The following is a 24,098-nucleotide window of genomic DNA, read 5'->3' on the forward strand; positions in this document are numbered from 1 at the left end:
AGGGCCTACGCCATGAGCACCATCGACGACCTGACGCTGGCCTGCAACGCAGCCCGGGCCGCCGGTGCCTTCCTCCGCGACCAATGGGCCGCGCGGGATCAACTGACGATCACCGCGAAGGGGGCCGGCGACTATGTGTCGCAGGCCGATCACGGGGCCGAGTCGCTGCTGCGGCGCCACCTTCTGGATGCCCACCCCGGCGACGGCTGGCTGGGCGAAGAGACCGGGGACCTGCCCGGCCGCCGCCGCTGGATCGTCGATCCGCTGGACGGCACGACGAACTTCCTGCGCGGGATCGCCCACTGGGCCGTGTCGGTCGCTTTGGAAGAGGATGGCCGGCTGGTGCTGGGCGTCGTTCACGACCCTCTGAAGGACGAGACCTTCAGCGCCCGCATCGGCGACGGGCTGCGGCTGAACGACGCGGCCCTGACGCCCGCCGCGCCGCCGGGTTTCGATGCGGCCCTGTTCGGCACGGGACTGCCGTTCGGCGACATGCCGGCAATTCCCGACCATGCCGCCGACCTGATCCGCGTGCTGCCGCATTCGGCGGGGGTGCGGCGGATGGGGGCGGCCTCGCTGGATCTGGCTTATGTCGCGGCGGGACGGCTGGACGGATTCTGGGAACGCCGCCTGCGCCCCTGGGACATCGCCGCGGGACTGGTGCTGCTGCGCGAGGCCGGCTGCCGCGTCGAGGGTTGGAGCCCCGAAGACCGCCCCGAGGACAGCGGCAACGTGATCGCCGCCCCTGCGGCGATCTTTGATCGCTTCGCCGCCACCATCCGCCAGCCCGCCTAGACCGCCCGCGCATAAAGGTCGCCGGACCGCCCATCGCGCGGCAGGCCGCGCAGCCAGGACCGCGCCGCGTCCGCATCGCGCCAGTCCGGCCACAGGAAGCGGGCATCTTCTCCGGCCACGGGGTTGAAGCAGTAGTTACCCAGTTCTTCCAGCCGGTCAATGACCGCCAAGGTCCGGTCGGGCAGGCCCGGCAGGTATTCCACCGACACCAGCGGCAGGGGCTGGCTCAGCCCGGCCAGGACGTCCAGCTCAAACCCCTCGACGTCGATCTTGACCAGATCGGGCATCCCGTGATCGGCGATCAGGCGGTCCAGCGTCGTGACCTGCACCTGCTGGCGGCGGTCCCACCGCACATGGCCGAAACCCGGTGCCTCGGCCGCATCGGCCGCGAAGCTCGCGCTGAGCGAGGACACCGTCGGGTGCAGCGACGAGACCGACATCTGCGCCATCGTCTCGGTCGGGCCGACGGCCTTGCGGACCAGGACGATGTCGCTCGGCAGGCTGCGCTGCAGGAAGCTTACGAAGGGTTCCTGCGGTTCGCAGGCGACGACGCGGGCGCCTGCACGACGCATCGCCCGCGCACGGCTGCCGACATGGGCGCCGATGTCGAAGGCCAGCTGCCCCGGCGACAAAAGGTCCCTATAGAAGCGTACCAGCTGTCGCTGCCGCACGGGATTGTAGTAGATCGCAAGCGAACGGATCAATCCAATCCAGGTGCGCAGCTGCATCGTATCCCCCAATGAAAGCCTCAGCCTAGGGCGGTGCGCCGGGCGCGTCCAGAAAGTGCGCTGCCGCCCTGGATGTTCCCTGAAATCGCCGGTCCTGCCCGCGACATTCCGCCACGCAGTGAAACCAGCTCCGGAACCTCTACGTGTATCAGGCTGTTAGATTGAAACATCTTCTTGTTCCCAAGGGCTGAAGGTCGATCCATGCGCGTCTCTCCTCTGCTTCCCGGTGCCGCCACGCCTGTCGATCCCTTCGCCCCGGGACATGCCGAACGCGTCGCGCGCATGGTGGCCGACCTGCGCCTGGGCCTGCCGGTCGCGCTGCTGAGCACGTCCGAAGCCGCGCTGGTCCTGCCGGTCGAGACCCTGTCTGCCGAAAGGTTCGCGGCCATTGATGCGCCGCATCAACTGGTCGTCACCTCACGGCGGGCCGAGGCGCTGCGGCATCGCCCACATGAAGGCGAGGTTGCCCTTCTGCCCGTCCCTGCAGATGCGCGGCTGGACTGGGTACGGTCGCTTGCCGACCCGTCGCGTCGGATGCCTGCCTCTGACGCGGTGCCGCAGGCGCCGCAGCAGCAGCCGACCGCCCTGCACCGCGCCGCCATCCGTCTGGTCAAGGCGGCCGAGCTTCTGCCCGCCGCGCTGGTGGTTACCGGTCCCGATGTCATGCAGACCGCGATGCGCAACGGATTGGGCATCCTCGGCGCGGACGAGGTGCTGGCGCAACTGCTGGCGCCGCGCGATCCGCGTCCGGTCTCGGATGCGCGGGTGCCGATGCTGGCGGCGCGCAACGGGCGCCTGCATGTCTTTCGTGCCAGCGACGGCGGTGCCGAGCATTACGCGGTTGAAGTCGGTCAGCCGGATCGGTCGAAGCCGGTCCTTGTGCGCCTTCATTCGGCCTGCTTCACCGGCGATGTGCTTGGCAGCCTGAAATGCGACTGCGGCTCGCAGCTCCGCGCCGCGCTGGCGGCGATGGAGGCCGAGGGGTCCGGCGTGCTTCTCTATCTCAACCAGGAGGGACGCGGCATCGGGCTGGCCAACAAGATGCGTGCCTATGCGCTGCAGGACCAGGGCCTGGATACGGTCGAGGCGAATCACCGCCTAGGGTTCGAGGATGACGAGCGCGACTTCCGAACCGGCGCGGCGCTCTTGCGCCAGATGGGGATCGGACGTGTGCGGTTGATGACGAACAACCCTGCAAAGATCGCGCGGCTGGACGGCGAAGGCATCCAGGTGGTCGAACGCGTGGCCCTGCAGGTCGGTCGCGGTCCCGACAACACCAGCTATCTTGACACCAAGGCACGCAAGTCCGGGCACCTGCTGGCATGACCGCCCAGGCGCTATGGTGCGTGGGCGAAGGTCGGGCCGAGATCCGCGACGGTGCGTTAGGTCAGGGTGTTCTTGTCCAGACAATGTTCACGGGCATCAGCCGCGGCACGGAACGGCTGGTCCTGTCCGGCGGCGTCCCTCCGTCCGAGCAGGACCGCATGCGCGCGCCCTTTCAGGAGGGGGATTTTCCCTTTCCGGTCAAATACGGCTATGCCGCCGTCGGCCGCGCGGCCGAGGGGGATATGGCCGGACGCACCGTCTTCGCCCTCTTTCCCCACCAGTCGCAGTTCCGTCTGCCGTCAGATGCGCTGATCCCGGTGCCGGACGCGGTGCCGCCGGAACGTACGGTCCTGGCCGCCAACATGGAAACCGCGCTGAACATCCTGTGGGACAGTCAGGCAGGTGCCGGCGACCGGGTCGCGGTGGTGGGCGGCGGGTTGGTCGGGCTGCTTGTGGCGTCACTCGCCGCGCGCCTGCCGGGGGCCGAGGTCACGGTCATCGACCCGCTGGCCGCCCGCGAACCGCTGGCCCGTGGGCTTGGCTGCGACTTCGCGGCGTCAGGCGGCGGCCTGCCGGACCAGGACGTGGTGATCCACGCCAGCGCCACCCAGGCCGGGCTGGTGGCGGCGCTGGATCTGGCTGGACCCCAAGGCACCGTGGTCGAGGCCAGTTGGCATGGTCAGTCGCAAGTCGCACTGCCGCTTGGCGGCGCGTTCCACAGCCGCCGCCTGCGGATCGTCAGCTCTCAGGTCGGGGCCATCCCGCCCGACCGCGCGCCGCGCTGGACCTATCGCCGACGCCTGACCAAGGCGCTGGCGCTGCTGGCAGACGCTCGGTTGGACGCGCTGATCTCTGGTCAGACAGACTTCGCTGACCTGCCCGCCGCCTATCCGGGGATCCTGTCAGACCCCGGCACGTTATGTCATCGCGTCAAATTCTGACCACTTGCAGGAGCGCAAATGTTCGCAGTCGAAGTCCGGGACCATATCATGATCGCCCATTCCCTGCCGTCGCCCACCTTCGGGCCCGCACAGGGGATGCACGGCGCGACCTTCACCGTCGACGCCGCCTTCTTCGCCGAGGAGATGGATGACGAAAGCCTGGTTGTCGACATGGGCCTGGCAACCGAGGCGCTGTCGGATGCCCTTGCGCCGCTGCGCTACAAGAACCTGGACGAGATCGAGGCCTTCGGCGGCAAGTTCACCACGACCGAGTTCCTCTGCAAGCACATCTTCGACCAGTTGGCCGACAAGGCGCGGACGGGCGATCTGGGCGATCCGGCGCGGCTGAAGCGGCTGCGCGTGACGCTGCAGGAAAGCCACATGGCGCGCGCCTGGTTCGAGGGGGATCTCTGATCATGGGGTTCTCGGCACAGTGGCTGGCGCTGCGCGAACCCGCCGACCAAAAGGCGCGGGACCCGGCCCTGCTGACCCGTGCCGTCGCGGCCGCAGGACCAGCACCGGTGATCCTGGACTTGGGCTGCGGCACGGGATCGACCGTCCGGGCCCTGGCGCCGCACCTGCCCGAGACCGCCCGCTGGCATCTGGTCGACAACGATCCGCTGCTGCTGGACCAGGCCAGCGCCGAGGCCCCCGGTCGCGTGCAGGTGCATGAACTGGATTTGGCGCAACTGGACGCCCTGCCGCTGGAGGGGGTGACGCTGGTCACCGCCTCGGCCCTCCTGGACCTGATGCCGGCCGCCTGGATCGAGGATCTGGCCGCCATACTGGCGGCGGCGGGGCTGCCCTTCTATGCCGCACTGTCCTATGATGGCATCATGTCGTGGGAGCCAGCCCTGCCCAAGGACCACGACGTGACCCGCGCCTTCAACGACCACCAGCGCAGCGACAAGGGCTTGGGGCCGGCCCTGGGACCCGATGCTGGAACCGTGGCCGCGACCATCTTCCGCGCCGCGGGATTCAACGTGCAGCAGGCGATCAGCCCGTGGCGGATCGCGGCAGAGGCCGTACCCCTGCACCGGGCGCTGGTGGAGGGAATTGCGGACGCGGCCGGCCAGGCGGGCCAGCCGATGGCCGCCGAATGGGGCCGGGCCCGCGCCGGAATGGCCTCTGAGAGTCGCTGCCTGATCGGTCATCTGGACCTTCTGGCGCTGCCGCCCCGCACTGCCTGACCCTTATCCGAAGGAGACGAACACCATGCAGGCCGTCGACGTCACCCCCCGGGTCTGGGACCGCATCCTGGCGGTGCGCAGCGGCCAGGCATGTGCCTGCTGCGGCCGTTTTTCCGCCGGAGAACGGGCGGCGCTGGACCTTTACGGCCCCGTGGCGCGACGCGACCTGGGGCCGGTCACGGTGGCGCAGATCGGACAGTCGCTGGACGGGCGCATCGCCACGATGTCTGGCGACGCGCGCGACGTCTCTGGACCCGACGGGCTGGCGCATCTTCACCGCCTGCGGGCGCTGGTCGACGGTGTGGTGATCGGGGTGGGAACCGCGCTGCACGACCATCCGCGCCTGACGGTGCGGCTGTGCAGCGGCCACGACCCGGCCCGCATCGTCATTGACCCGCGCGGGCGCCTGCCCGATGATGCACCGATGCTGGCCGCGACCGGTGCGCGGCGCATCGTCGTGCAGGGCGTCGACCGCCCCCGCCCCCGCGGAGTCGAGATCCTGCGCCTGCCCCTGCATGACAGGCAGCTGGACCCGTCGCAGATCCTGGACGGGCTGCGAACGGTGGGTCTTGGCTCGCTGCTGATCGAGGGCGGCGGGACGACCATCACCGGGTTCCTCGAAGCCGGGCTGCTGGACCGTCTGCAGGTCTCAATCGCGCCCCTGATCATCGGCGCCGGCCCGCAGGGCCTGACCAGCCGGACGCCAGTCGATCGGCTGAAGGACGCGCTGCGCCCCGACACGCGCGTTTTCGGCTTGGGCAGCGACATCGTCTTCGACTGCGGGCTGGGCGATCTGGCCGCCAGATGCATGCTGCCGGTCCACTCGAAGCACCCACTGAGGCAAGTCCCGGCGGCGGGCTAGAAGCTCCAGCGCCCCTCGCCAAGCGCCGGGGCCGCGCCTTCGGCCACGGTCGCGCTGCGCGACAGGGTGATCGGCGTGCGCAAGCCCGCGATCCCCTCGGGGCCGATGACCATGCCTCGTGCCTGTGACTGCGGGTCCGACAGCGCCTCGGACACGCGATTGATCGGACCGGCGGGCACGCCGACTGCGGTCAGCGCGGCGATAAGATCCGCCCGGTCGCGCTGCGACGTCGCCTGCGCCAGCCGCGCGCAAAGGGCTTCCCGTCGCGCCACGCGCTGCGCGTTGGTGGCCAGTTCGGGATCCTCGGCCAGGTCTGGCAGGTTCAATGCCAGGCACAGCGCGCGGAATTGCCGGTCGTTGCCGCAGGCGATGATCAGGTGACCATCGCGCGCCGGAAAAACCTGGTAGGGCACGATATTGGGATGCGCGTTTCCCAGCCGCGTCGGCTCGGTCCCGCCCAGCAGGTGGTTCGCGGCCTGATTGGCCAGCACCCCCAGCGCGCAGTCGAAGAGTGCCAGATCGACCTGCTGCCCCTGCCCTGACCGCGCCCGCTCGGCCAGGGCCGCCTGGATACCAATGACGCCGTAAAGGCCGGTGAAGATGTCGATCCAGGCAACGCCGACCTTCTGCGGCTCGCCCTCGGGGTCGCCGGTCAGGTCCATGATCCCGCTCATGCCCTGGATCAGGAAATCATAGCCGGGCTGACCGGCGCGTGGTCCTGTCTGCCCGAACCCGGTGACCGAGGCATATACCAGCCCCGGATTGCGCGCCGACAGGCTGGCATAGTCCAGACCGAAACGCGTCAGGCCACCATACTTGAAGTTCTCGATGACGACGTCGGCCTGGTCGATCAGGCCGCGCAGCCGTGCCAAGTCGTCCGCGTCGTTGAAATCGCAGGTGACGCTGGTCTTGCCGCGGTTGGCAGCGTGGAAATAGGCGGCCACCCTTTCGGTTGATCCGTCGGCGCGGGGACGGTCGATGAAGGGCGGCCCCCAGCGGCGGGTATCGTCGCCGTCGGGTGATTCCACCTTGATGACTGTTGCCCCCAGGTCGGCGAGGGTCTGGCCGATCCACGGACCGGCCAGGATGCGCGCAAGCTCGACGACCTTCAGGCCGCACAGCGGACCTTCAGGCAAAGGCCTGCAGCCCCGTCTGGGCCCGGCCCAGGATCAGCGCATGGACGTCATGCGTGCCTTCGTAGGTGTTCACTGTTTCCAGGTTCTGGGCATGGCGCATGACGTGGTATTCGATCTGGATGCCGTTGCCGCCATGCATGTCGCGGGCGACGCGGGCGATGTCCAGCGCCTTGCCGCAGTTGTTGCGCTTGATGAGAGAGATCATCTCGGGCGCGAAGCGGCCCTGGTCCATCAGGCGCCCGACGCGCAGGCTGGCCTGCAGGCCCAAGGCGATCTCGGTCTGCATGTCAGCCAGCTTCTTCTGGTAAAGCTGCGTCGCGGCCAGCGGGCGGTTGAACTGCTTTCGGTCCATGCCATAGCGGTGGGCGCGGAACCAGCAATCCTCGGCCGCGCCCATGACGCCCCAGCTGATGCCATAGCGCGCACGGTTCAGGCAGCCGAACGGCCCCGACATGCCGCTGACATTGGGCAGCAGCGCGTCTTCGCCGACCTCGACATCCTCCATCACGATCTCTCCGGTGATGGAAGCGCGCAGCGACAGCTTGCCGCCGATCTTGGGTGCCGACAGGCCCTTCATGCCCTTTTCCAGAACGAAACCGCGGATCTTGCCGTCATGGGCGTCGGACTTGGCCCAGACCACGAAAACATCCGCGATGGGCGCGTTCGAGATCCACATCTTCGACCCATTCAGACGATAGCCGCCATCGGTCTTGACGGCGCGGGTCTTCATGCCGGCGGGGTCCGACCCGGCATCGGGTTCGGTCAGGCCGAAACAGCCGATCCATTCGCCGCTGGCCAGCTTCGGCAGGTATTTCCGGCGCTGCTCCTCGGACCCGTAGGCGTGGATCGGGAACATCACCAGGCTGCTCTGCACCGACATCATCGACCGATAGCCGCTGTCGATCCGCTCGACCTCTCGGGCGACGAGACCGTAGGCGACATAGGAGGCGCCAACTCCGCCATACTCCTCGGGGATGGTGACGCCCAAAAGGCCGCTGGCGCCCATTTCGCGAAAGATCTCGGGATCGGTGTGTTCGGTCAGATAGGCCTCCTGCACGCGGGGGGCCAGCTTGTCGGCGGCGAAGGAGGCGGCCGTGTCGCGGATCATCCGCTCGTCTTCCTCAAGCTGGTCGTTCAGCAGGAACGGGTCTTCCCAGGTGAAGGTGCCGCCCTTGTGGTCAACGGTGGTCTTGTCCAGCATGATCTGCCTTCCTGCATCGAATGACTGTTTGCCATGGTGTATCGCATCGGCCACCAAGACAGAAACAGTATTTCCACATGAGAACATTCATCCTATGAATGTTCGATGCGCCAACGCCGCTTTCTTCCCAGCCTGTCACAGTTGATCGCTTTCGAGGCGGTGATCCGCCACCGCTCGGTCACGGCGGCGGCGGATGAGCTGCACCTGACGCAAAGCACGGTCAGCCGGCTGATCGCGTCGCTGGAACGCCAGCTGGGCAAGCCGCTGTTCGCGCGCGACCGCAAGCGGCTGACGCCCACGCCCGAGGCGCAGGTCTATGCCGCCAGCGTGACGCAGGGGCTGGACCTGATCCAGCGGGCCAGCATGGGGTTGATCGCGAACCCCGGCGGAGGTGCGCTGTCGCTGTCTGTGCTGCCGACCTTTGCGACGCGGTGGCTGGCGCCGCGGATCGGGCAGTTCCTGGCGGACAATCCGGGCATCTCGATCAACCTCTCGACCAAGATCCAGCGCTTCAGCTTCGCGACCGAGACGTTCGACGCTGCAATCTACTTCGGCGCCGACGACTGGCCCGACGCGCATCACATGAAGCTGTTCGACGAACGGCTGACGGCCTGCGCCTCGCCCCTGTTCCTGGACAGCCACCCGATCACCGGACCGGTTGACCTGGCCGGGCTGCCGGTGCTGCAACTGGAGACGCGCCCGCACGGCTGGCAAGCGTGGTTCAACGCGCAGGGCGGCGGCGGGGGCGTCGTGTCGGGCATGGTCATGGACCAGTTCTCGATGATGATCCAGGCAGCGATCAGCGGACTGGGCGTGGCGCTGCTGCCAAGCTACCTGGCCCATCCCGAAATCGCCGAGGGTCGCCTGGTGCCGATCCTGCAACCCGCGGTTCCCGGCGACGGGGCCTATTGGCTGGCGTGGCCCGAACGGGGCGACGGCAACCCAGCGCTGGCGCGTTTTCGTCAATGGGTCGCGGCGACGGTCACGTTGGACCTGCTGTCAAGCCAGGAAGCAGGTGAAGACCCCGCCGCAGGCTGACGCCGAAATCAGTTTCATAACAGTAAATTAGACGCCCACCGGCCATTTCCTGCCGAAATTCAGGAACACATCGGCGATCCAACTGTTGCTGGTGTCCAAATCCGAAACACAGGAGACGACGATGAAACAGCGTCTGACACACATTCTGGCCGCCTCGCTGCTCTGCTCGACCGCAGCGCCAGCGCTGGCCCAGGAGGCCGCAGATGGCATGGGACAAGACACCGGCTCCGACTATTGTACCCAGCTTGAACGGATCGCCGACGAATACAACGACAGGCTGCAACAGGAATGGCTGGACCAGGCGCGCCCGGTCATCGAAGCTGGCGACGATGCTGCCTGCGAACCCTATGTGGTGCAGGTCAATGCCGCGCTCGACCAGGGCGACCAGGCCGAGATGATCGAGGGCCGCATCGTGGTCACGCAGCCTGATCCAACCGTCACCGTCGAACAGCCCGCCCCCGAGGTCAGCGTGACGCAGCCCGAGCCGCAGGTCGACGTGACCGTCCCGCGCCCGCAGATCATCGTGCGTCAGGCTCCGCCGACGGTGACGATCGACATGCCCCAGCCGACCGTGACCATCGACCAGCCAGACCCCGAGATCATCGTGCAAATGCCTGACCCGCAGGTTGACGTCACGACGCCCGAGCCGCAGGTTGATGTCGACATGGCCGAGCCGGTTGTTGAGGTCGAACAGGGCGAAGCCCAGGTCGATGTCGCATTGGAAGATGCGCAGGACACCGGCGGGGCCGACGTTCAGGTTGAGCAGGGAACCCCGCAGGTTCAGCTGGTCGATCAGGGCGAGGCCGAGGTAGCTCTGGAACAGATGCAGCCTGAGGTGATCTTTGAACCTGCCGAACCGATCATCCAGTTCACCCAGCAGGAAGAGCCGCAGGTCGACATCAACGCAGCCGGCGAGGCGAATGTCAGCGTCGAGGATCAGGCCGCGGATGCGACCGCCGAGCAAGAGATGCCGCAGCAGGACATGCAGCAGCAGGATGACGCTGCCATGAACGCCGAATGGCGTCAGGGCCGCGAGGCGATGATGGCGCCCGAGGTCGAGCTTACCGGTTATGTGGCGGTCGACCAGAACACGATTTCGGTCGAAGAGTTGAATGGCGCCGAGGTCTATGGCCAGGACGAAGCGAACATCGGCAACGTCGAGGATGTGCGCCTGTCGGAAGATGGCGTGGTTGAGTTCTTCATCGTCGACGTTGGCGGCTTCCTGGGGATCGGTGCGCACACCGTGGCGCTTGGTCTTGACGAGGTGACCGTGCTGCGCAGCGAAGCCGGCGACGAGATCCGCATCTATGTCGACGCATCGCGCGAGCAGCTTGAACAGATGCCCGCCTACGAAGGGTGACCGGCGAAGCGGAGCGCTCCGGCGCTCCGCCCTTTTCTTCCTTACGAGTTGCACACATGAATATGGCGGCAGCCCTGGGTGGACTGCCGCCAGTCTTATTAAAGCCATCGCTTCAGCGGGGGCAATTATTCCTCATTGGGGGGGTCGATCGCGTTCCGAAGGATCGCCCGCGCTCGAGAGATCCGGCTTTTGACCGTCCCGATGTCGCAGTCCAGGATCTCGGCCGCATTGAGATAGCTCTCGCCGATGACGCCCACCAGCACGATCGCCTCTCGGTAATGCGTCGGCATCTGGTCAAGCGCTTGCCACAGCTCGTTGTTGCGCAGGTGCCATTCCTGCGTAGGCTGGGTGCTGGGGCCGATCGATACGCAGTCGGCCGACCCCGTCGGTTCCCTGGCAGCCTTCTTGCGGTTGGTGTAGAACCGGTTGCGCATGATCGTGAACAGCCACGCCCGCATGTAGGTGCCGGGCCGATAGCTGTCAGCATGTTCGATGGCACGTACCAGCGTTTCCTGAACCAGATCTTCCGCCTCGGTCGGGTTGCCACACAGCGACTGGCCGTACGCGTGCAGCGCGCGGACGTGGTCGAGTAAGTCGTCTGACATGCGTTGCCTTCCGTCAGCCTGTCCGTCTTCTGAAATCGTCCGGGTAAGACTTTTCCCACATGTGCAAATGCTCGTGAACGGTGTTGGGTTCCGCCGTCGCTTTGGCTGGTGCGTCCCCGAACCTGCCGCCATCGGCAGGAACATTCGCGACGAGTCCCGGTTAGGGCCCACGATACCCCGACTGGAGCCTGCCGATGTCACGCTATCCCAAGCCCCCCTTCCCCGAACAGACGCAAGAACTGCCCGGCAGCTTTGCGCGCATGAACCCGGTCCCCGATCATGGCGAGGACAGCTGGCGCGGCGCCAACCGCCTGGCCGGCAAGACCGCGCTGATCACCGGCGGCGACAGCGGCATCGGCCGCGCCGTGGCTATCGCCTATGCCCGCGAGGGTGCCGACGTCGCGCTGTCCTACCTGTCCGAGGACGACGACGCGCGCTCGACATCGCAGCTGGTCGAGGCCGAGGGCCGCCGCTGCCTGTGCTTCGAGGGCGACATCGCCGACCCCGCCCATTGCCGCAGCATCATCGACGGGATCATCGACAAGTGGGGCCAGCTGGACATCCTGGTCAACAATGCCGGACACCAGGAGCTGTTCGACCGGATCGAGGACATTCCCGACGAGGAATGGCGCAAGACCTTCGCCACGAACATCGACGCGATCTTCTATCTGTGCAAGGCGGCGATGCCGCACCTGAAGGAAGGCGCCTCGATCATCAACACGGTCTCGATCAATTCGGACCAGCCCAGCCCGGCGCTTCTGGCCTATGCCTCGACCAAGGGGGCGATCCAGAACTTCACCATGGGGCTGGCCCAGATGGTCGCATATCGCGGCGTCAGGGTGAACTGCGTGGCGCCTGGGCCGGTCTGGACACCGCTGATCCCCGGCAGCTTCAAGCCCGAGGCAGTGTCGAAGTTCGGCGCGAGCTACCCGATGGGACGGCCCGCCCAGCCGGTCGAGCTGGCCTCTGCCTATGTGATGCTGGCCGAGGACATGTCGAGCTATGTCTCGGGCGCGACCATCGCCGTGACCGGCGGCAAGCCCTTTATCTGAAGAAAGGTTTCGATCATGCGCAAGGAACTGACGATGATGTTTGCACTGGGCGTCCTGGCTGGGCTGGCGGCGCCTTCGCTGCAGCGTCGCATGCCCGTCCGCGACCACCACGGACCCCGCCACCGGGTCCGCGACGCCGGACCCGAGGAGATGGCAAGCCCGCCCCGCCACTGGGACCGCGTGGACGAAATGTCGGACGAATCCTTCCCGGCCAGCGACCCGCCGGCGACCTATTGACCACCTGAAGCAGAGGAACCAACCATGAGCAAGGATCCCCCACCGACCGACCGCGACGGTGCGCGCGACAACCCCGACATGCTCCGCCGAGAGATCGACCGGGGCGCTGCGGCCGACAAGGTCGATTATCCCGACCCGGCCGCCGCCCCCCTTGGCACCGACGCCGAAGCCAGCGGAAATCCCGTCACGCCGGCCGAAGCGCATGTCGCCGCCGGCGATCAGCGCCGCCGCGAGGAAACCGCCGGGCGCGAAACGCAGAACGTCCAGGCCCCCGACAAGGGGCGCATGGTGCTGCCGATCGTGTTGATGGTCGTGGTGATCCTGTTGGGGATCTGGGCGCTGGTCTAGGGATGCTCGTCCTGGCCGAGGCCCTGGTTGTGGTCAGGCACGTTCGGCATCGTCATCTGCGGCCCATCAGCGGTATCCAACGCCTGCGCCAGACGCATGGCCAAGGCCCGCACCTCGGGCGACAGCGGGATGTTCCCTACATCCGCCTGCATCCGCAACAGCGCATCATCAACGCCGCACTGACCATCCACCGATTTTCCCACCATCGCGCCATCCTCAAGCCAACCCGACTAACATAGGTCAACTGTTGCAAAAGGCGAAGCCCTACTTGCCTGCGACCTTTTGACCGATGAACGAATGGCGACAGAAGCCCCCCGCATGATCCGTCTTCAACGTCTTGCAGAGGTCCGACGACATGACGAACAGCGACCAAGAAACCAGCGCCCGCGATCTTCAGCGCCAGTTTGCCCCGCTGCGGCAGAGCCTTCAGCAGATGCCTCTGTCGGACGAGATCCGCGCCCTTGTCGAACGCCTGCGCCAGGCGCTGCAACGGTCAGGGCGCGGATAAGCCGGTCAAAGACCGTCAGCGGCGGCGGGACCCGGTCCGGGTCAGCAGAGTGCCCAGCAGCACGGTCGCCCCGCCGAAGGCCGCCAGCCGTACAGCCGTTTTCGCAACCTCGCTCCGATCGCTGCGAAGCCCGCCGTCGATGCCACCTGCGATCTGCGGCGGCTCATGCAGGTTTCCGTCAGTAACCGCCGCCACCGGTGCCCGGTCGAAATAGGTCCGCAGGAAGCCCCCCATCAGGTGCGTGCTCAGTTGGGGCGAAATCGCGTGACCAAGCCGCACCATCGCGGTCACGGCGCCAACCATTGTCGTGGCCCTCGGGCGGTCTGCGACGCGGCAGATCGCCCGCGCGACGCGCCGCGCATCCAGCAGCGGCGGCGGTGCGCTGAGGCGGCGGCCGGTATAGTTCGCGCCGTGGCTGATGCCCGGCGTGTCCACGAAGGACGGATAGATGTCGCAGACATGGATGTGCGGCTGGTCCTGCAGCTCTCCGCGCAGCGCCTCGGAAAAGCCGCGCAGCCCGAACTTGCTGGCGCCATAGGCCGCCGCGAATGGCGTGGAGGCGAAGCCGCCCAGAGAGATCACGTTGACGAAGACCCCCTGCCCCTGCTGGCGAAAGATCGGCAGCGCGGCATGCGCCTCGTTCATGTGGCCGATCAGGTTGGTGCGGATCACCCGCTCATGGGCCTCCATCGGGACCTCGTCGTATCTCCCGACCGCGCCCACGCCGGGATTGCTGACCCAGACGTCGATCCCGCCGCCGAAGTCGCAGGCGGCATCCGCCAGCGCGCGGACATGCGCGATGTCCCCGATGTCGGCCTGGACGGCCAGCGCCGCCGCTCCGCGGGCGCGGCAGCGGCGGGCGACGGCCTCGGTCGCGTCCAGATCGCGCGCCGCAAGGACGAGGATCGCCCGTTCCTTGGCGAAGGCCATGGCCGTCGCCTCGCCGATGCCGCTCGACCCGCCGGTGATGACGACGACGCGGGGACCTGGTTCCTGGTGCATGTTGCGTTCCTTTTCCTGGCCGCCCGGCGGGCGGCGTGGCTGCAGGAAGAACCGGCGACCGGTCCGCATGTTCCCGCGCGCAGGAACAACGCCGCCGGTTCGCAGTTGGTGACGTCTTCCCGCCTGATGCCCGCGGGCACGCCGCCCGCATCTTTCAGAACCCGGAGCCATCATGCACAGACGCAAGACAGATATCGTGACCGTCACCGGCCTGGCCGCGCTGGCGATCGGCGCCGCCGCCGTGACGCGGCTGATGAACGAAACCCGCAACCGCCCTCCGGATAGCGCCCCCGGCCGCACCGCCAGGCAGTCGCGCTTCGGCGCATATATCGTCGCCGGGCGGACCGTGACCATCGACGCCCCCCGAGACCGCATCCACGCGATGTGGCGCGAACCCGAACAGCTGGCCCGCTTCATGCAGGACCTGCGTGCGGTCGAGCGTGGCCCCGGCGACCGGATGACTTGGGTCATCGCCACACCCGGCGGTGACGCCCGCATCGAGACGCGGCTGGTCGAGGACCGCCACGGCGAGGCACTGGCCTGGCGGTCGGTCGAGGGGTCGGACTTCGACATCGAGGCGAAGGTGCAACTGCGCGACGCCCCCGCCGGACGCGGCACCGAAGTCGAGGCCCATGTCGCCTGGCGCCCGCACTGGGGCATGGCCGGGCAATGGGCCGCCAAGCTGCGCCGCGCCGACCCCCGGACCCGTGGCCGTCACGAACTGAAGCGGCTGAAGATGCTGCTGGAGACCGGCGAGATCGCCACCAATGCCAACCAGAGGAACACCTGATGCGCGCTCTTACTTGGCACGGCCGTCACGATGTGCGGGTCGAAAACGCCCCGGACCCCGAAATTGTCAACCCGCGCGACGCGATCATCGAGGTGACATCGACCGCGATCTGCGGATCGGACCTGCACCTTTACGACGGCGTCATCCCCGGCGTCGCCAAGGGCGACATCCTGGGTCACGAGTTCATGGGCCGCGTGGTCGAAACCGGCCCGAAATCGACTTTGCAGAAGGGCCAGCGGGTCGTGGTGCCCTTCACGATCAGCTGCGGAAGCTGCTTCTTCTGCAAGGCCAGCCTCTATTCCGCCTGCGACAACTCGAATCCGGTCGAAAAGCAGGACGCGTCCGAGATGCTCTATGGCCACGCCATGAGCGGGCTGTTCGGCTATTCGCACCTGACCGGCGGCTATCCCGGTGGTCAGGCGGAATATGTCCGCGTGCCGTTTTCAGACGTGGGACCGATCGTCGTGCCTGACGGGGTGCCCGACGAACAGGTGCTGTTCCTGTCAGACATCCTTCCGACCGGCTGGATGGCCGCTGAGAACTGCGACATCGAACCAGGTGACACGGTCGCGGTCTGGGGCTGCGGCCCTGTGGGACTGTTTGCCGTGCAGTCGGCGCTGCTGATGGGCGCGGGCAAGGTCATCGCCATCGACCACTATCCGCACCGGCTGGACCTGGCGCGCAAGCTGGGGGCCGAGGTCATCGACTTCAAGCAGACCCACGTGCTCGAGGCACTGATGGAAATGTCGGGCGGTCTGGGTCCAGACGCTGTCATCGACGCCGTTGGCATGGAGAGCCACGGCTTTGCACCCGACAACCTGCTGGATTCCGCCAAGCAGCGCTTCGGCATGGGCGCCGACAGCGCGCATGCCCTGCGCATGGCGCTGATGGCGGTGCGCAAGGGCGGCCGCGTGTCTGTGCCGGGCGTCTATGGCGGCATGGCCGACAAGTTCCCGCTTGGCGCGCTGATGGAGAAGGGCCTGCAGATCCGCACCGGCCAGACCCATGTGCAACGCTATACGAAGGAGCTGATGCACCGGATCATGGAGGGAGAGATCGACACCACCTTCCTGATCTCTCACCGCCTGCCGCTCGAGGAGGCTGCGCGCGGCTATCGCAACTTCCACGACCAGCAGAACGAATGGACAAAAGTCGTGCTGACCCCCTGATCCGGGAACATTGCCGCGCCCTGCCGGTTCTGGGGACATCCGAAAGGAGACCAACATGGCACATGCAGACAGGAAGGGCTTCGGCCCCGGACAGCAGGACCAGGCGAAAGGCGACGGGACCGGCGGACTTGCCCCCGCCGACCCCGGCACGCGCCTGCCCCAAGAACCGCTGTCGAACCGCGACACCTCGCGCCATTCCGACCAGCGCGGGCTGGATTCGGCCCATGTCCAGAACGAACAGGGCCGTTCCAACGTCGACAACCACGGCCCCGGCCGGGGCGAACCCGGCGCGGTGGCCGACAAGGACAAGCTGGCCGACGAACGCCCGAACGACCGCAAGGACGAGGCATGAGCAACAAGCATCCGAAGACCGACGAACCCACCGACAAGGATCTGCGCGAGGATCCGGGCATCGGACGTTCGAAGGGCGCCGACCGCAAGGACCCGCCCATTGAGGGCGACAACACATTTGAAGGCGACGTCGCCAATGACACTACGCCGCAAGGGGGCGTCGATCCCTCTCAGCGCGGCCGCACCAACAAGTAAGGAAGGACCTCTGATGGCCACCACCGTAGGAACCGAAAACACCATTCAGGACCTGGTCAAGAACCTGATCCTGCTCGAACGCGACGCCATCGCCGCCTACGAGACGACGATCGAGAAGCTGTCCGACAGCACCATCGCCAGCCAGATCGAGAGCTTTCGCCAAGACCACCTCCAGCACCTGGACGTGCTGAACGAGATGGCTGCCGAGACCGGGGCCGAAGCCCCCTTGGAAGGCGACATGAAGCAGATGCTGACAACCGGCAAGGTCACCTTGGCCGGGATGATGGGCGACAGCGCCATCCTCAAGGCCATGAAGACCAACGAGGATGACACCGTCACCGCCTATGACCGCGCAGCCGCGCATCGCGATGCCATCCCGAAGTCGAAGGCGTTCTTCGAAAAAGCGCTGGCCGACGAACGTCGTCACCGCGAATGGATGGAGCGGACGGCGGAAGCGCTCTGATCTGTCTGGACAGATGACGAAGCCGGCGCCATTGCGGCGCCGGCTTTTTCATGGGCAGCGCAAGCTGCGCTGGTCAGCCGTCCGCTTGCAGAAACGCAGGCGCCTTCTCGGTTTCGACAGTGGCGCGGGTACGTGGCAGCGCCGCCTTCTGTTCGGACTGCAGATAGGCCAGCAGCCTTTCCCGGATCTCGCAGCGCAGGTCGAAGGCGCGGCCGGCGTTGCGAGCGCTGGCCAGAACGCGAACCTCGACCACGCTTTCGCGGAAGTCGGTGACCTGCAGCACGAAGGTCTCTCCGTTCCACAGGGGCGATGCGCGGACGATCCGTTCGGCCTCGGCCCGCAAGTCTGGGATCGATACGTCGTAATCGACATAAAGCATCACCACCCCGATCAGCGTCGCGTCGCTGCGGGTCCAGTTCTGGAACGGCGTCTCCATGAAATAATTCAGCGGCACGATCAGCCGGCGCTTGTCCCAGATGCGGACGACGACATAGGTCGCGGTGATCTCCTCGACATTGCCCCATTCGCCCTCGACGATGACGGCGTCATCGATGCGGATGGGCTGCGTCAGGGCCAGCTGGATGCCCGCCAGAAGGTTGCGCAGGACCGGCTGCAGCGCCAGACCGACAACGATGCCCGCCGCCCCGGCCGAGGCCAGCAGGCTGACGCCGTATTGCCGCACGCCGTCGATGGTCATCAGCGCCGCGCTGAGGCCGATGGCAAAGATCAGCACATCACCCACGCGGTGGAGGATGCGCGTCTGTGTCACATGCTTGCGCGCGATCAGGTTGTCCTCGACATCCAGTCGGAAGCGGCGCAGGTGCAGCGCCATCCAGATGTCCAGGGCCGCACGGAACATCATCGTGACGCAGGCGATGAAGGCCAGCAGCAGCAGGTGACGCAGCAGCGCCGTTTCGGGCCAAGGCAGCGGTACGGCGTTCGAGGCGACCGAGACCGCCACGATGATCAGGGCCAGCTGGACCGCGCCACGGGTGCGGGCCAGAAGCGGACGCCAGAAGCCGCCGTTATGGGCCACCACGCGCAGCGCCACGCGCTGGATCACCATAAAGGCCAGCCAGGCCACGACAAGCGCAAGGGCGAAGACAAGGGCGGTCTCGGTCCAGCGGGTCATGCAAACTCCATTCTTGGTGTCAGGTCGGGGCCGCGCAGCCCCTCGGGGGTCGAACAACCCTTGCCCCGTCAGGTTCCACGGACCGGACGCATCCACCGGCAGCGGCCGATGCCCGCCGGGTTGCGACATTCCTGCATGGCCGGGCTGCAGGACAGGGGGATGTCGGAACATTCGCCACCTCCAGCGCTTGGGTCAAGGCAGGGGCGGCAGCCACAAGGCAACGCGGATGGAAAGGCAGAACGATGACAGCCCACCACGAGCAGCATGACATCGCCACCTGGACGACCGACGTGCTGGTGATCGGCGCGGGTTTCGCCGGGCTGGAGGTCGCGCGTGCCTTGGGCCGGGCCGGCATCCCAGCAATTATCGTGGACCGGCGCAACCATCACCTGTTCCAGCCGCTGCTCTACCAGGTGGCGACGGCGTCGCTGTCGGCTACTGACGTGGCCGAGCCGGTGCGCCAGATCCTTCGACGCCACCGGTCGGTGCAGGTGATCCTGGGCGAGGTCGAACAGGTCGACGCGACGCTCTGCCGCGCGCGCCTGGGCGGCGGAGAGCTGATCGCGTACCGGCATCTCGTCCTGGCGCCCGGATCGGGGCACAGCTATTTCGGCCATGACGATTGGGCGGCGCATGCGCCCGGCCTGAAATCGATCGAGGACGCCCGCAGCATCCGGTCACGCCTGCTGGTGGCCTTCGAACGCGCCGAACGCTGCACCGATCCCGACGAAAAGCGCCGCCTGCTGACCTTCGCGATCATCGGCGCCGGTCCAACCGGAGTCGAGCTTGCGGGCTCGATCTCGGAACTGGGGCGGCGGACACTGGCGCGAGAGTTTCGTACCATCGACCCGGCCGCCATCCGCATCCTGCTGATCGAGGCGGGGCCACGCATCCTGGCGGGTTTTCCCGACGACATGGCCGCCTATGCCAGCGACAGCCTGGAATGTCGCGGCGTCGAGATCCGGACCGGAACACCCGTCAGCGATATCGGTCCCGAACATGTCGAGCTGGACGACGAAAGCCTCGATGTCGGTTTGATCATCTGGGCCGCGGGGGTTCGGCCCTCGCCCCTGGCGGCGCAGGTTGCCGAGACGGATCGCGGCGGCCGGGCCATCGTCGACGCGCGGCTGATGGTCCCAGGCCTCGACAACGTCTTCGTGCTGGGCGACGCGGCCGCCTGCCCCGATGCCGAGGGAAACCCCCTTCCCGGCCTGGCGCAGGTCGCGCAGCAGCAGGGCCGCCACCTAGGGCCGGCGCTGGTCGCGCATATCCGCGATGGCCACCCCCTGCCCGAGTTCCGCTATCGCAGCCGGGGCAACACCGCGATCATCGCCCGCCATGCCGCCATTTTCCACCACGGTCGCTTGAAGCTGCGGGGGTGGATTGCTTGGGCAGGCTGGGCGCTGATCCATGTCTATCTGCTGGTTGGGTTCCAGCACCGCGTGCTGGTCTCGGCGCAGTGGCTCTCGCGTTATCTCACCGGATATCGCGGCGCCCGCGTCATAGACGAAGAGGTCGCGGAAAAGGCACCGCTGCGCGCGGGGCCGAGTTCCGACGCCTGATCCGACGGCGGCGCCAAGGAGCCCTGCTGCCTCCGCGACGCCCGTTGGATCAAGCATCCGGCTTGTCGATGCATAAGTGCTGCGGGCCAAGGCTCGCGCGAGAGGGCGACCAGGCCGGGGATGGAAGACCGCTCACCGGCCAGGGTCCGGTGGCGCGTCTGTGATGTCACTCGTCCTGCGGCTTTGCCATCTTGCGGTGCAAGCCCGCCAGGACCGCTTTCGGCGTGATGTGCGACATCGCCGCCTGCGCCTTGTTCTTCCAGCCCGAAACGACCTCGGGCCGGCCCGACATCAGCGCCTCATAGCCAGCGCGCGCGACCATCTCGGGGTCGTCCTTCGGCCCCTGCCCCACCGGTGTGTCGCACATCCCGGCGCGCTGGAAGAACTGCGTCTCGGTCGGGCCGGGTTCAAGACAGGTGACGGTCACACCGGTGCCCTCAAGCTCTCGGGCCAGCGCTGCCGCCAGCGAATTCACATAGGCCTTGGTCGCGTTGTAGACCGCCTGGAAGGTGCCCGGCATGTTGCCGGCGATCGATCCTGTCATCAGGATGCGGCCGGACCCGCGGCGCACCATGCGCCCTGCGATCTCATGCGTCAGCATCGTCGTGCCGAGGACGTTGGTGCCCAGCACCTTCAGGATGTCATCGGGGTCCTGTTCCAGGAAGGACCGACCCAACCCGCGGCCGGCATTGGCGAAGAACAGGTCGGGGCAGCGCGGTCCCAGCCGGTCCAGCAGGGCATCGACGCCCTCCTGCATCGACAGGTCGGCTGACAGCGTCTCGATCGCGACGCCGGTCTTGGACAGATCGTCCATGCGGGTGATGCCGCTGTCGTCAGAGACGATCAGCAGGTCGTGGCCATCCTCGGCCGCCAGCTGCGCCAGACAGCGCCCAATGCCGGTCGATCCGCCGGTGACAAGCGCAAACCTGTCCTGTGTCATGCCGTGTCCTCACTTGGTCGCCTGTGGCGCGGAGACACCGGCGGGACGTCCCGCCGGCGCCGGTCGTCAAGCCCTCAGATCTGTTGGGACTGGGCGCCGCTCTTCGGCTTGGCCTTGCCGAGGTTCGGCTCGTCGCCCAGCGGCTTGAAGACGCGGGTCGTGAATTCGCCCTTGCCGTCCATCGAAGTCCCCTTGGACCAGCGGCCCTGCGCGGGTTCGCTGCCGTCCGCCTGGAAACCCAGATAGGCATAGCTGAATTCCTGCGTCTCCATGTCCTGCGGGAAGCTGTTCGGGATCGGGAAGTTGCCTTCCGCGCCGCCCAACTCCTCCAGCGCGGCCATGAACTGGTTCTGGTGCATGGTATCGCGGGCGATCAGATAGGCCAGCATGTCCTTCATGCCGGGGTCGTTCGTCATGTTGTAAAGCCGCACGGCCAGCGTCCGGCCCGTCGATTCCGCCGTCACGTTCGCGGTCATGTCGGCGGCGATGTTGCCGCTGGCATAGATGTGGGACATGTCGAAGGGCACGCCGTCGCTGTCCACCGGCATGGCCGACAGCCCGGCCGACAGAAGGTTCTTGAGGTTCATGCCCCCCAGCACCGCGCCGTTGATCGGATCGCCGGCCGCTTCCTCCTGCATGCTCAGGGGCGCCCCTTCCAGGTTCAGGGCGACGGCGGTGGCCAGCATCTCGATATGGCCCAGTTCCTCGGCGGCGGTGTTCATCAGAAGGTCGCGGAACTTGTTGTTGCCGCGGGCACCGCAGGCTTGGAAGAAGTACTGCATCGCGACCCGGACCTCGCCCTCGATGCCGCCGATGGCCTGCTGAAGGGCGCGGGCGAACAGCGGGTTCGGCGTTTCGACGCGGACCGGATATTGCAGCTTGTTGTCGGTATAGAACATGGGTGACCTCGATTGTGGCGATCTACGGCGGGCCGCCCCGGACGGGCAGGACCGCAACGCCCCTCCCGGCACGCCGTCCGGTCGGGGTCATCGGGCGGCTGAACCGGCCAGAGCCGGCTTTGTTCCAGCCGCGCCCGCCTTGCGGTAGATGTCGTCCAGAACCCCCGCCAGCACGGTCAGCCGGCAGGCCTCGGGGTCGAAGCCAGCGCCCTGGCGCAGACGCCCCGCCCAGTCCGCCCCCGCGCGGCCGCCCCAGTCGTCCGGCGGCGCCACCAGCTGGGCCGAGGACGTGCCGCGGTGATGCCATGCGCCGAAGTCGAAGAACGACCCGTCCACATTCGCCACCGTTCCGCCGCCCTGCGTGCCGAAGGCGTCCATGCCGATCACCGCATCTCGCCCGGCCGGAAGGTTCCAGGAACAGGCCAGTCGCACGACCGTGCCCTGCGGCAGCTCCAGCGTGGCCAGCACGAAGTCCTCGACCACATGCGGATCGTCCGGCAGGGGCTGGCCGCCCGCGCGCGCATGGGCGGACACGCAGGTCGCGCGATCCGCGTCCAGCGCCCAAAGCGCCATGTCCACCAGATGGATGCCCAGGTCGATCAGGCAGCCACCGCCCGACAGCCTGCGGTCGCGGAACCAAGGCTTGTCCGGGCCATAGGCGTTGTGGAAGGTCAGGTCGACCGCGTGGACCTGACCAAGTTCACCGCGCCGGATCAGGTCGCGCAGCGCGATGAAAGCCCGCGCGTGGCGATAGCTCAGATCCGTCGCCAGCAGCCGGTCCGCCCGACGCGCGGCCTGAACGACGGCGTCGGTTTCCGCCGCATCGCGGCCCAAGGGCTTCTGGCAGAAGACCGCCGCCCCGGCCTCCAGCGCCTCGATCGACTGCGCCGCATGGAGGGCCGAGGGCGTGGCGATCACCACTCCGTCCGGCTTCTGGTCCAGCAGCGCACGCAGGTCGTCCCCGGTGGCCGCGTCGGGCGCAAGCTCTGCCGCGGCGGCGACGGCGGCCGGATCAGGGTCGGCCACTGCCGCGATCTCGATGTCGCCGGCCTCGGCCATGGCCTGCATCCGGTGCCGACCGATCCAGCCAAGGCCCAGGAAGGCGATGCGCGGACGGGTCAGGGTGGCGGGGCGGGTGCGCGTATTCAGTTGCATTGGATCAGGGCCTTCACGAAGTTTCCGGGCTTGTCGCGGGTGGCGTCCAGCGCGGCGCCCAGCTCCTCCAGCGGATAGGCCGCTGAATAGAGCGGCCGCGGGTCCAGACGCCCCTCGGCCACGGCGCGCACGGCGTCCTTCATCCCGCGCATGACCACCTGCGGGTCGCGCTCGTGGGCGTTGATCACGTCCATGCCCTTCCAATTCCACATCTGCATGTTGACCTGCCGGGGGCCGTCCTGGTGATAGCCAGCGATGACCAGCTGCCCGCCCTCGCGGACAAGCTCGGCCGCCAGGTCCAGCGGCCACTGCTTGCCCACAACTTCGATGACCGTATCGCAGAGCCGATCGCCCGTCAGACGCTTGACATCCTCGATGATGCGCCAGTGATCGTCCATCGGGATCACGTGGTCCGCCCCCATGTCGCGGGCCAGCTGCAGCGAACTTTCGCGGCGCGAGATCGCGATCACCTCGGCGCCCGCCTGCACCGCCTGACGGACCAGCAGCGCGCCCAGAAAGCCGATGCCGATGATGGCGACCTTGTCGCCGGGGCGGACCGCGGCGCGGTGAAAGACGTTGACGGCGCATCCCAGGGGCTCGGCCGGAACCGGTTGGCCGTCAAGCTCGGGCGGCAGCGGGATGACGTTGGCGGCGGCCACCGTTTCGTGCGTGGCAAAGCCTTCCTGGCCTGCGAAGGCCACGCGCTGACCGGGATGCAGGCCCCGCACCTGCTTGCCCACGGCCTCGATCACGCCCCAGGCCTCGTGGCCCAGTGCGCCGGGGTCCAGCGGGAACTCCATCCATTCCGGTCCGGCCCACGGCCCCAGGTTCGACGCGCAGACGCCGCAGCCCTCGATGGCGATCCGCACCTCGGTCGCGCCGGGGTCGCGCGGGGTGATCGGCACGATCTCGACCTGACCCGGCGCCATGATGCGGGCCGCGCGAGGCTGTCCGCCTGCGGCTGTCGATGCGGTCCAGGTGTGGGGATTGGCGTTCATCATCTGCGTCTCCGGGTCGGTGGTATCGGATTGGGCGGCGCCTTGGCGCCACATGGTCATGGGTGGGCGGCGCCTTCGCGCCACCCGGACAGGTTGCTGAACAAGAAGCTGGAAC

Annotated in this window: 29 protein-coding genes; 18 read left to right on the top strand and 11 right to left on the bottom strand. The window is 67.4% G+C overall.

Features of this window, described 5'->3' with window-relative positions:
* Positions 1 to 12 precede the first annotated feature (12 nt).
* Positions 13 to 795, top strand: a complete 783-nt coding sequence (locus OC184_RS03635) for an inositol monophosphatase family protein (RefSeq protein WP_265505833.1) — start codon at positions 13 to 15, stop codon at positions 793 to 795.
* On the opposite strand, the gene OC184_RS03640 is transcribed toward OC184_RS03635, so the two are convergent.
* On the bottom strand, positions 792 to 1,523 hold the full coding sequence (locus tag OC184_RS03640; RefSeq protein WP_265505834.1) for an FkbM family methyltransferase: 732 nt from the start codon (positions 1,521 to 1,523) through the stop codon (positions 792 to 794). The genes OC184_RS03635 and OC184_RS03640 overlap by 4 nt on opposite strands.
* Before the next feature lie 201 nt (positions 1,524 to 1,724).
* Here OC184_RS03640 and ribA point away from each other — a divergent pair, with 201 nt between their 5' ends.
* The 5 genes from ribA to OC184_RS03665 are packed head-to-tail and all read left to right on the top strand — an operon-like array spanning position 1,725 to position 5,842.
* Entirely contained in the window at positions 1,725 to 2,849 is a 1,125-nt protein-coding gene (gene ribA / locus OC184_RS03645) for a GTP cyclohydrolase II (RefSeq protein WP_265505835.1), read from the top strand.
* Positions 2,846 to 3,790, top strand: a complete 945-nt coding sequence (locus OC184_RS03650) for a zinc-dependent alcohol dehydrogenase (protein WP_265505836.1) — start codon at positions 2,846 to 2,848, stop codon at positions 3,788 to 3,790. The genes ribA and OC184_RS03650 overlap by 4 nt, the downstream gene beginning before the upstream one ends.
* An 18-nt stretch (positions 3,791 to 3,808) precedes the next feature.
* Positions 3,809 to 4,204 (top strand): 6-pyruvoyl trahydropterin synthase family protein, encoded by a 396-nt coding sequence (locus OC184_RS03655; protein WP_265505837.1) that lies wholly within the window; start codon positions 3,809 to 3,811, stop codon positions 4,202 to 4,204.
* Between the two features lie 2 nt (positions 4,205 to 4,206).
* Positions 4,207 to 4,980: a class I SAM-dependent methyltransferase gene (locus OC184_RS03660; protein WP_265505838.1), complete on the top strand. Its 774-nt coding sequence runs from the start codon at positions 4,207 to 4,209 to the stop codon at positions 4,978 to 4,980.
* A 25-nt stretch (positions 4,981 to 5,005) separates the two neighbouring features.
* Positions 5,006 to 5,842, top strand: coding sequence for a RibD family protein (locus OC184_RS03665; protein ID WP_265505839.1), 837 nt, complete (start codon positions 5,006 to 5,008; stop codon positions 5,840 to 5,842).
* Here OC184_RS03665 and OC184_RS03670 read toward each other — a convergent pair.
* Positions 5,839 to 6,978, bottom strand: a complete 1,140-nt coding sequence (locus tag OC184_RS03670; RefSeq protein ID WP_265505840.1) for a CaiB/BaiF CoA transferase family protein — start codon at positions 6,976 to 6,978, stop codon at positions 5,839 to 5,841. The two genes, OC184_RS03665 and OC184_RS03670, sit on opposite strands and share 4 nt — an antisense overlap.
* Complete coding sequence (locus OC184_RS03675) at positions 6,971 to 8,179, bottom strand: acyl-CoA dehydrogenase (protein WP_265505841.1); 1,209 nt, start codon at positions 8,177 to 8,179, stop codon at positions 6,971 to 6,973. The genes OC184_RS03670 and OC184_RS03675 overlap by 8 nt, the downstream gene beginning before the upstream one ends.
* Before the next feature lie 105 nt (positions 8,180 to 8,284).
* Here OC184_RS03675 and OC184_RS03680 point away from each other — a divergent pair, with 105 nt between their 5' ends.
* A complete protein-coding gene (locus OC184_RS03680) occupies positions 8,285 to 9,217 on the top strand; it encodes a LysR substrate-binding domain-containing protein (protein WP_265505842.1) in 933 nt (310 codons plus the stop codon).
* 121 nt (positions 9,218 to 9,338) lie between these two features.
* Entirely contained in the window at positions 9,339 to 10,577 is a 1,239-nt protein-coding gene (locus tag OC184_RS03685) for a PRC-barrel domain-containing protein (protein WP_265505843.1), read from the top strand.
* 125 nt (positions 10,578 to 10,702) lie between these two features.
* On the opposite strand, the gene OC184_RS03690 is transcribed toward OC184_RS03685, so the two are convergent.
* Positions 10,703 to 11,182, bottom strand: coding sequence for a sigma-70 family RNA polymerase sigma factor (locus OC184_RS03690; protein WP_265505844.1), 480 nt, complete (start codon positions 11,180 to 11,182; stop codon positions 10,703 to 10,705).
* 194 nt (positions 11,183 to 11,376) lie between these two features.
* Here OC184_RS03690 and OC184_RS03695 point away from each other — a divergent pair, with 194 nt between their 5' ends.
* Genes OC184_RS03695 through OC184_RS03705 form a run of 3 tightly spaced genes read left to right on the top strand, consistent with a single transcriptional unit; the run spans position 11,377 to position 12,819 of the window.
* Entirely contained in the window at positions 11,377 to 12,234 is an 858-nt protein-coding gene (locus tag OC184_RS03695) for an SDR family oxidoreductase (protein WP_265505845.1), read from the top strand.
* A gap of 15 nt (positions 12,235 to 12,249) precedes the next feature.
* Positions 12,250 to 12,471, top strand: a complete 222-nt coding sequence (locus tag OC184_RS03700) for a hypothetical protein (RefSeq protein ID WP_265505846.1) — start codon at positions 12,250 to 12,252, stop codon at positions 12,469 to 12,471.
* Positions 12,472 to 12,495: 24 nt separating this feature from the next.
* The gene (locus tag OC184_RS03705) at positions 12,496 to 12,819 is read left to right on the top strand and encodes a hypothetical protein (RefSeq protein WP_265505847.1); all 324 of its coding nucleotides are present in this window, start codon (positions 12,496 to 12,498) and stop codon (positions 12,817 to 12,819) included.
* On the opposite strand, the gene OC184_RS03710 is transcribed toward OC184_RS03705, so the two are convergent.
* Complete coding sequence (locus tag OC184_RS03710; protein WP_265505848.1) at positions 12,816 to 13,025, bottom strand: hypothetical protein; 210 nt, start codon at positions 13,023 to 13,025, stop codon at positions 12,816 to 12,818. The genes OC184_RS03705 and OC184_RS03710 overlap by 4 nt on opposite strands.
* Before the next feature lie 149 nt (positions 13,026 to 13,174).
* Between OC184_RS03710 and OC184_RS03715 the strand changes: the two genes are divergently transcribed.
* Positions 13,175 to 13,327, top strand: a complete 153-nt coding sequence (locus OC184_RS03715) for a hypothetical protein (protein ID WP_265505849.1) — start codon at positions 13,175 to 13,177, stop codon at positions 13,325 to 13,327.
* A gap of 15 nt (positions 13,328 to 13,342) precedes the next feature.
* Here the strand turns inward: OC184_RS03715 and OC184_RS03720 are convergent, their stop codons facing one another.
* Positions 13,343 to 14,329 (bottom strand): SDR family oxidoreductase, encoded by a 987-nt coding sequence (locus tag OC184_RS03720; protein ID WP_265505850.1) that lies wholly within the window; start codon positions 14,327 to 14,329, stop codon positions 13,343 to 13,345.
* 172 nt (positions 14,330 to 14,501) lie between these two features.
* On the opposite strand from OC184_RS03720, the gene OC184_RS03725 reads away from it, so the two are divergent.
* From OC184_RS03725 to OC184_RS03745, 5 genes are read left to right on the top strand one after another with little or no spacing between them, the layout of a single operon-like run.
* Entirely contained in the window at positions 14,502 to 15,119 is a 618-nt protein-coding gene (locus tag OC184_RS03725; protein WP_265505851.1) for an SRPBCC family protein, read from the top strand.
* On the top strand, positions 15,119 to 16,288 hold the full coding sequence (locus OC184_RS03730; RefSeq protein ID WP_265505852.1) for a zinc-dependent alcohol dehydrogenase: 1,170 nt from the start codon (positions 15,119 to 15,121) through the stop codon (positions 16,286 to 16,288). The genes OC184_RS03725 and OC184_RS03730 overlap by 1 nt, the downstream gene beginning before the upstream one ends.
* A gap of 55 nt (positions 16,289 to 16,343) precedes the next feature.
* Positions 16,344 to 16,640 carry a hypothetical protein gene (locus OC184_RS03735; RefSeq protein WP_265505853.1) on the top strand — a complete coding sequence of 99 codons (297 nt, stop codon included), beginning with the start codon at positions 16,344 to 16,346 and terminating at the stop codon, positions 16,638 to 16,640.
* A complete protein-coding gene (locus OC184_RS03740) occupies positions 16,637 to 16,834 on the top strand; it encodes a hypothetical protein (RefSeq protein WP_265505854.1) in 198 nt (65 codons plus the stop codon). Before OC184_RS03735 ends, OC184_RS03740 begins: the two co-directional genes overlap by 4 nt.
* Before the next feature lie 13 nt (positions 16,835 to 16,847).
* Positions 16,848 to 17,297, top strand: coding sequence for a ferritin-like domain-containing protein (locus tag OC184_RS03745; RefSeq protein WP_265505855.1), 450 nt, complete (start codon positions 16,848 to 16,850; stop codon positions 17,295 to 17,297).
* Between the two features lie 73 nt (positions 17,298 to 17,370).
* On the opposite strand, the gene OC184_RS03750 is transcribed toward OC184_RS03745, so the two are convergent.
* Positions 17,371 to 18,429 carry a mechanosensitive ion channel family protein gene (locus OC184_RS03750; protein WP_265505856.1) on the bottom strand — a complete coding sequence of 353 codons (1,059 nt, stop codon included), beginning with the start codon at positions 18,427 to 18,429 and terminating at the stop codon, positions 17,371 to 17,373.
* A gap of 242 nt (positions 18,430 to 18,671) precedes the next feature.
* On the opposite strand from OC184_RS03750, the gene OC184_RS03755 reads away from it, so the two are divergent.
* A complete protein-coding gene (locus tag OC184_RS03755) occupies positions 18,672 to 19,991 on the top strand; it encodes an NAD(P)/FAD-dependent oxidoreductase (RefSeq protein WP_265505857.1) in 1,320 nt (439 codons plus the stop codon).
* Between the two features lie 166 nt (positions 19,992 to 20,157).
* Here the strand turns inward: OC184_RS03755 and OC184_RS03760 are convergent, their stop codons facing one another.
* The 4 genes from OC184_RS03760 to OC184_RS03775 all read right to left on the bottom strand — a co-directional run bounded on the left by OC184_RS03760 (position 20,158) and on the right by OC184_RS03775 (position 24,043).
* Positions 20,158 to 20,931 carry an SDR family NAD(P)-dependent oxidoreductase gene (locus OC184_RS03760; RefSeq protein ID WP_265505858.1) on the bottom strand — a complete coding sequence of 258 codons (774 nt, stop codon included), beginning with the start codon at positions 20,929 to 20,931 and terminating at the stop codon, positions 20,158 to 20,160.
* Positions 20,932 to 21,005: 74 nt separating this feature from the next.
* Complete coding sequence (locus OC184_RS03765; RefSeq protein ID WP_265505859.1) at positions 21,006 to 21,830, bottom strand: manganese catalase family protein; 825 nt, start codon at positions 21,828 to 21,830, stop codon at positions 21,006 to 21,008.
* Between the two features lie 87 nt (positions 21,831 to 21,917).
* Positions 21,918 to 22,985: a Gfo/Idh/MocA family protein gene (locus OC184_RS03770; RefSeq protein WP_265505860.1), complete on the bottom strand. Its 1,068-nt coding sequence runs from the start codon at positions 22,983 to 22,985 to the stop codon at positions 21,918 to 21,920.
* Complete coding sequence (locus OC184_RS03775; protein WP_322630170.1) at positions 22,976 to 24,043, bottom strand: MDR/zinc-dependent alcohol dehydrogenase-like family protein; 1,068 nt, start codon at positions 24,041 to 24,043, stop codon at positions 22,976 to 22,978. Before OC184_RS03775 ends, OC184_RS03770 begins: the two co-directional genes overlap by 10 nt.
* Positions 24,044 to 24,098: the final 55 nt, after the last annotated feature.

Origin of the sequence: Paracoccus rhizosphaerae (genome assembly GCF_026162645.1) — a bacterium.
GTDB classification, from domain to species: domain Bacteria; phylum Pseudomonadota; class Alphaproteobacteria; order Rhodobacterales; family Rhodobacteraceae; genus Paracoccus; species Paracoccus rhizosphaerae.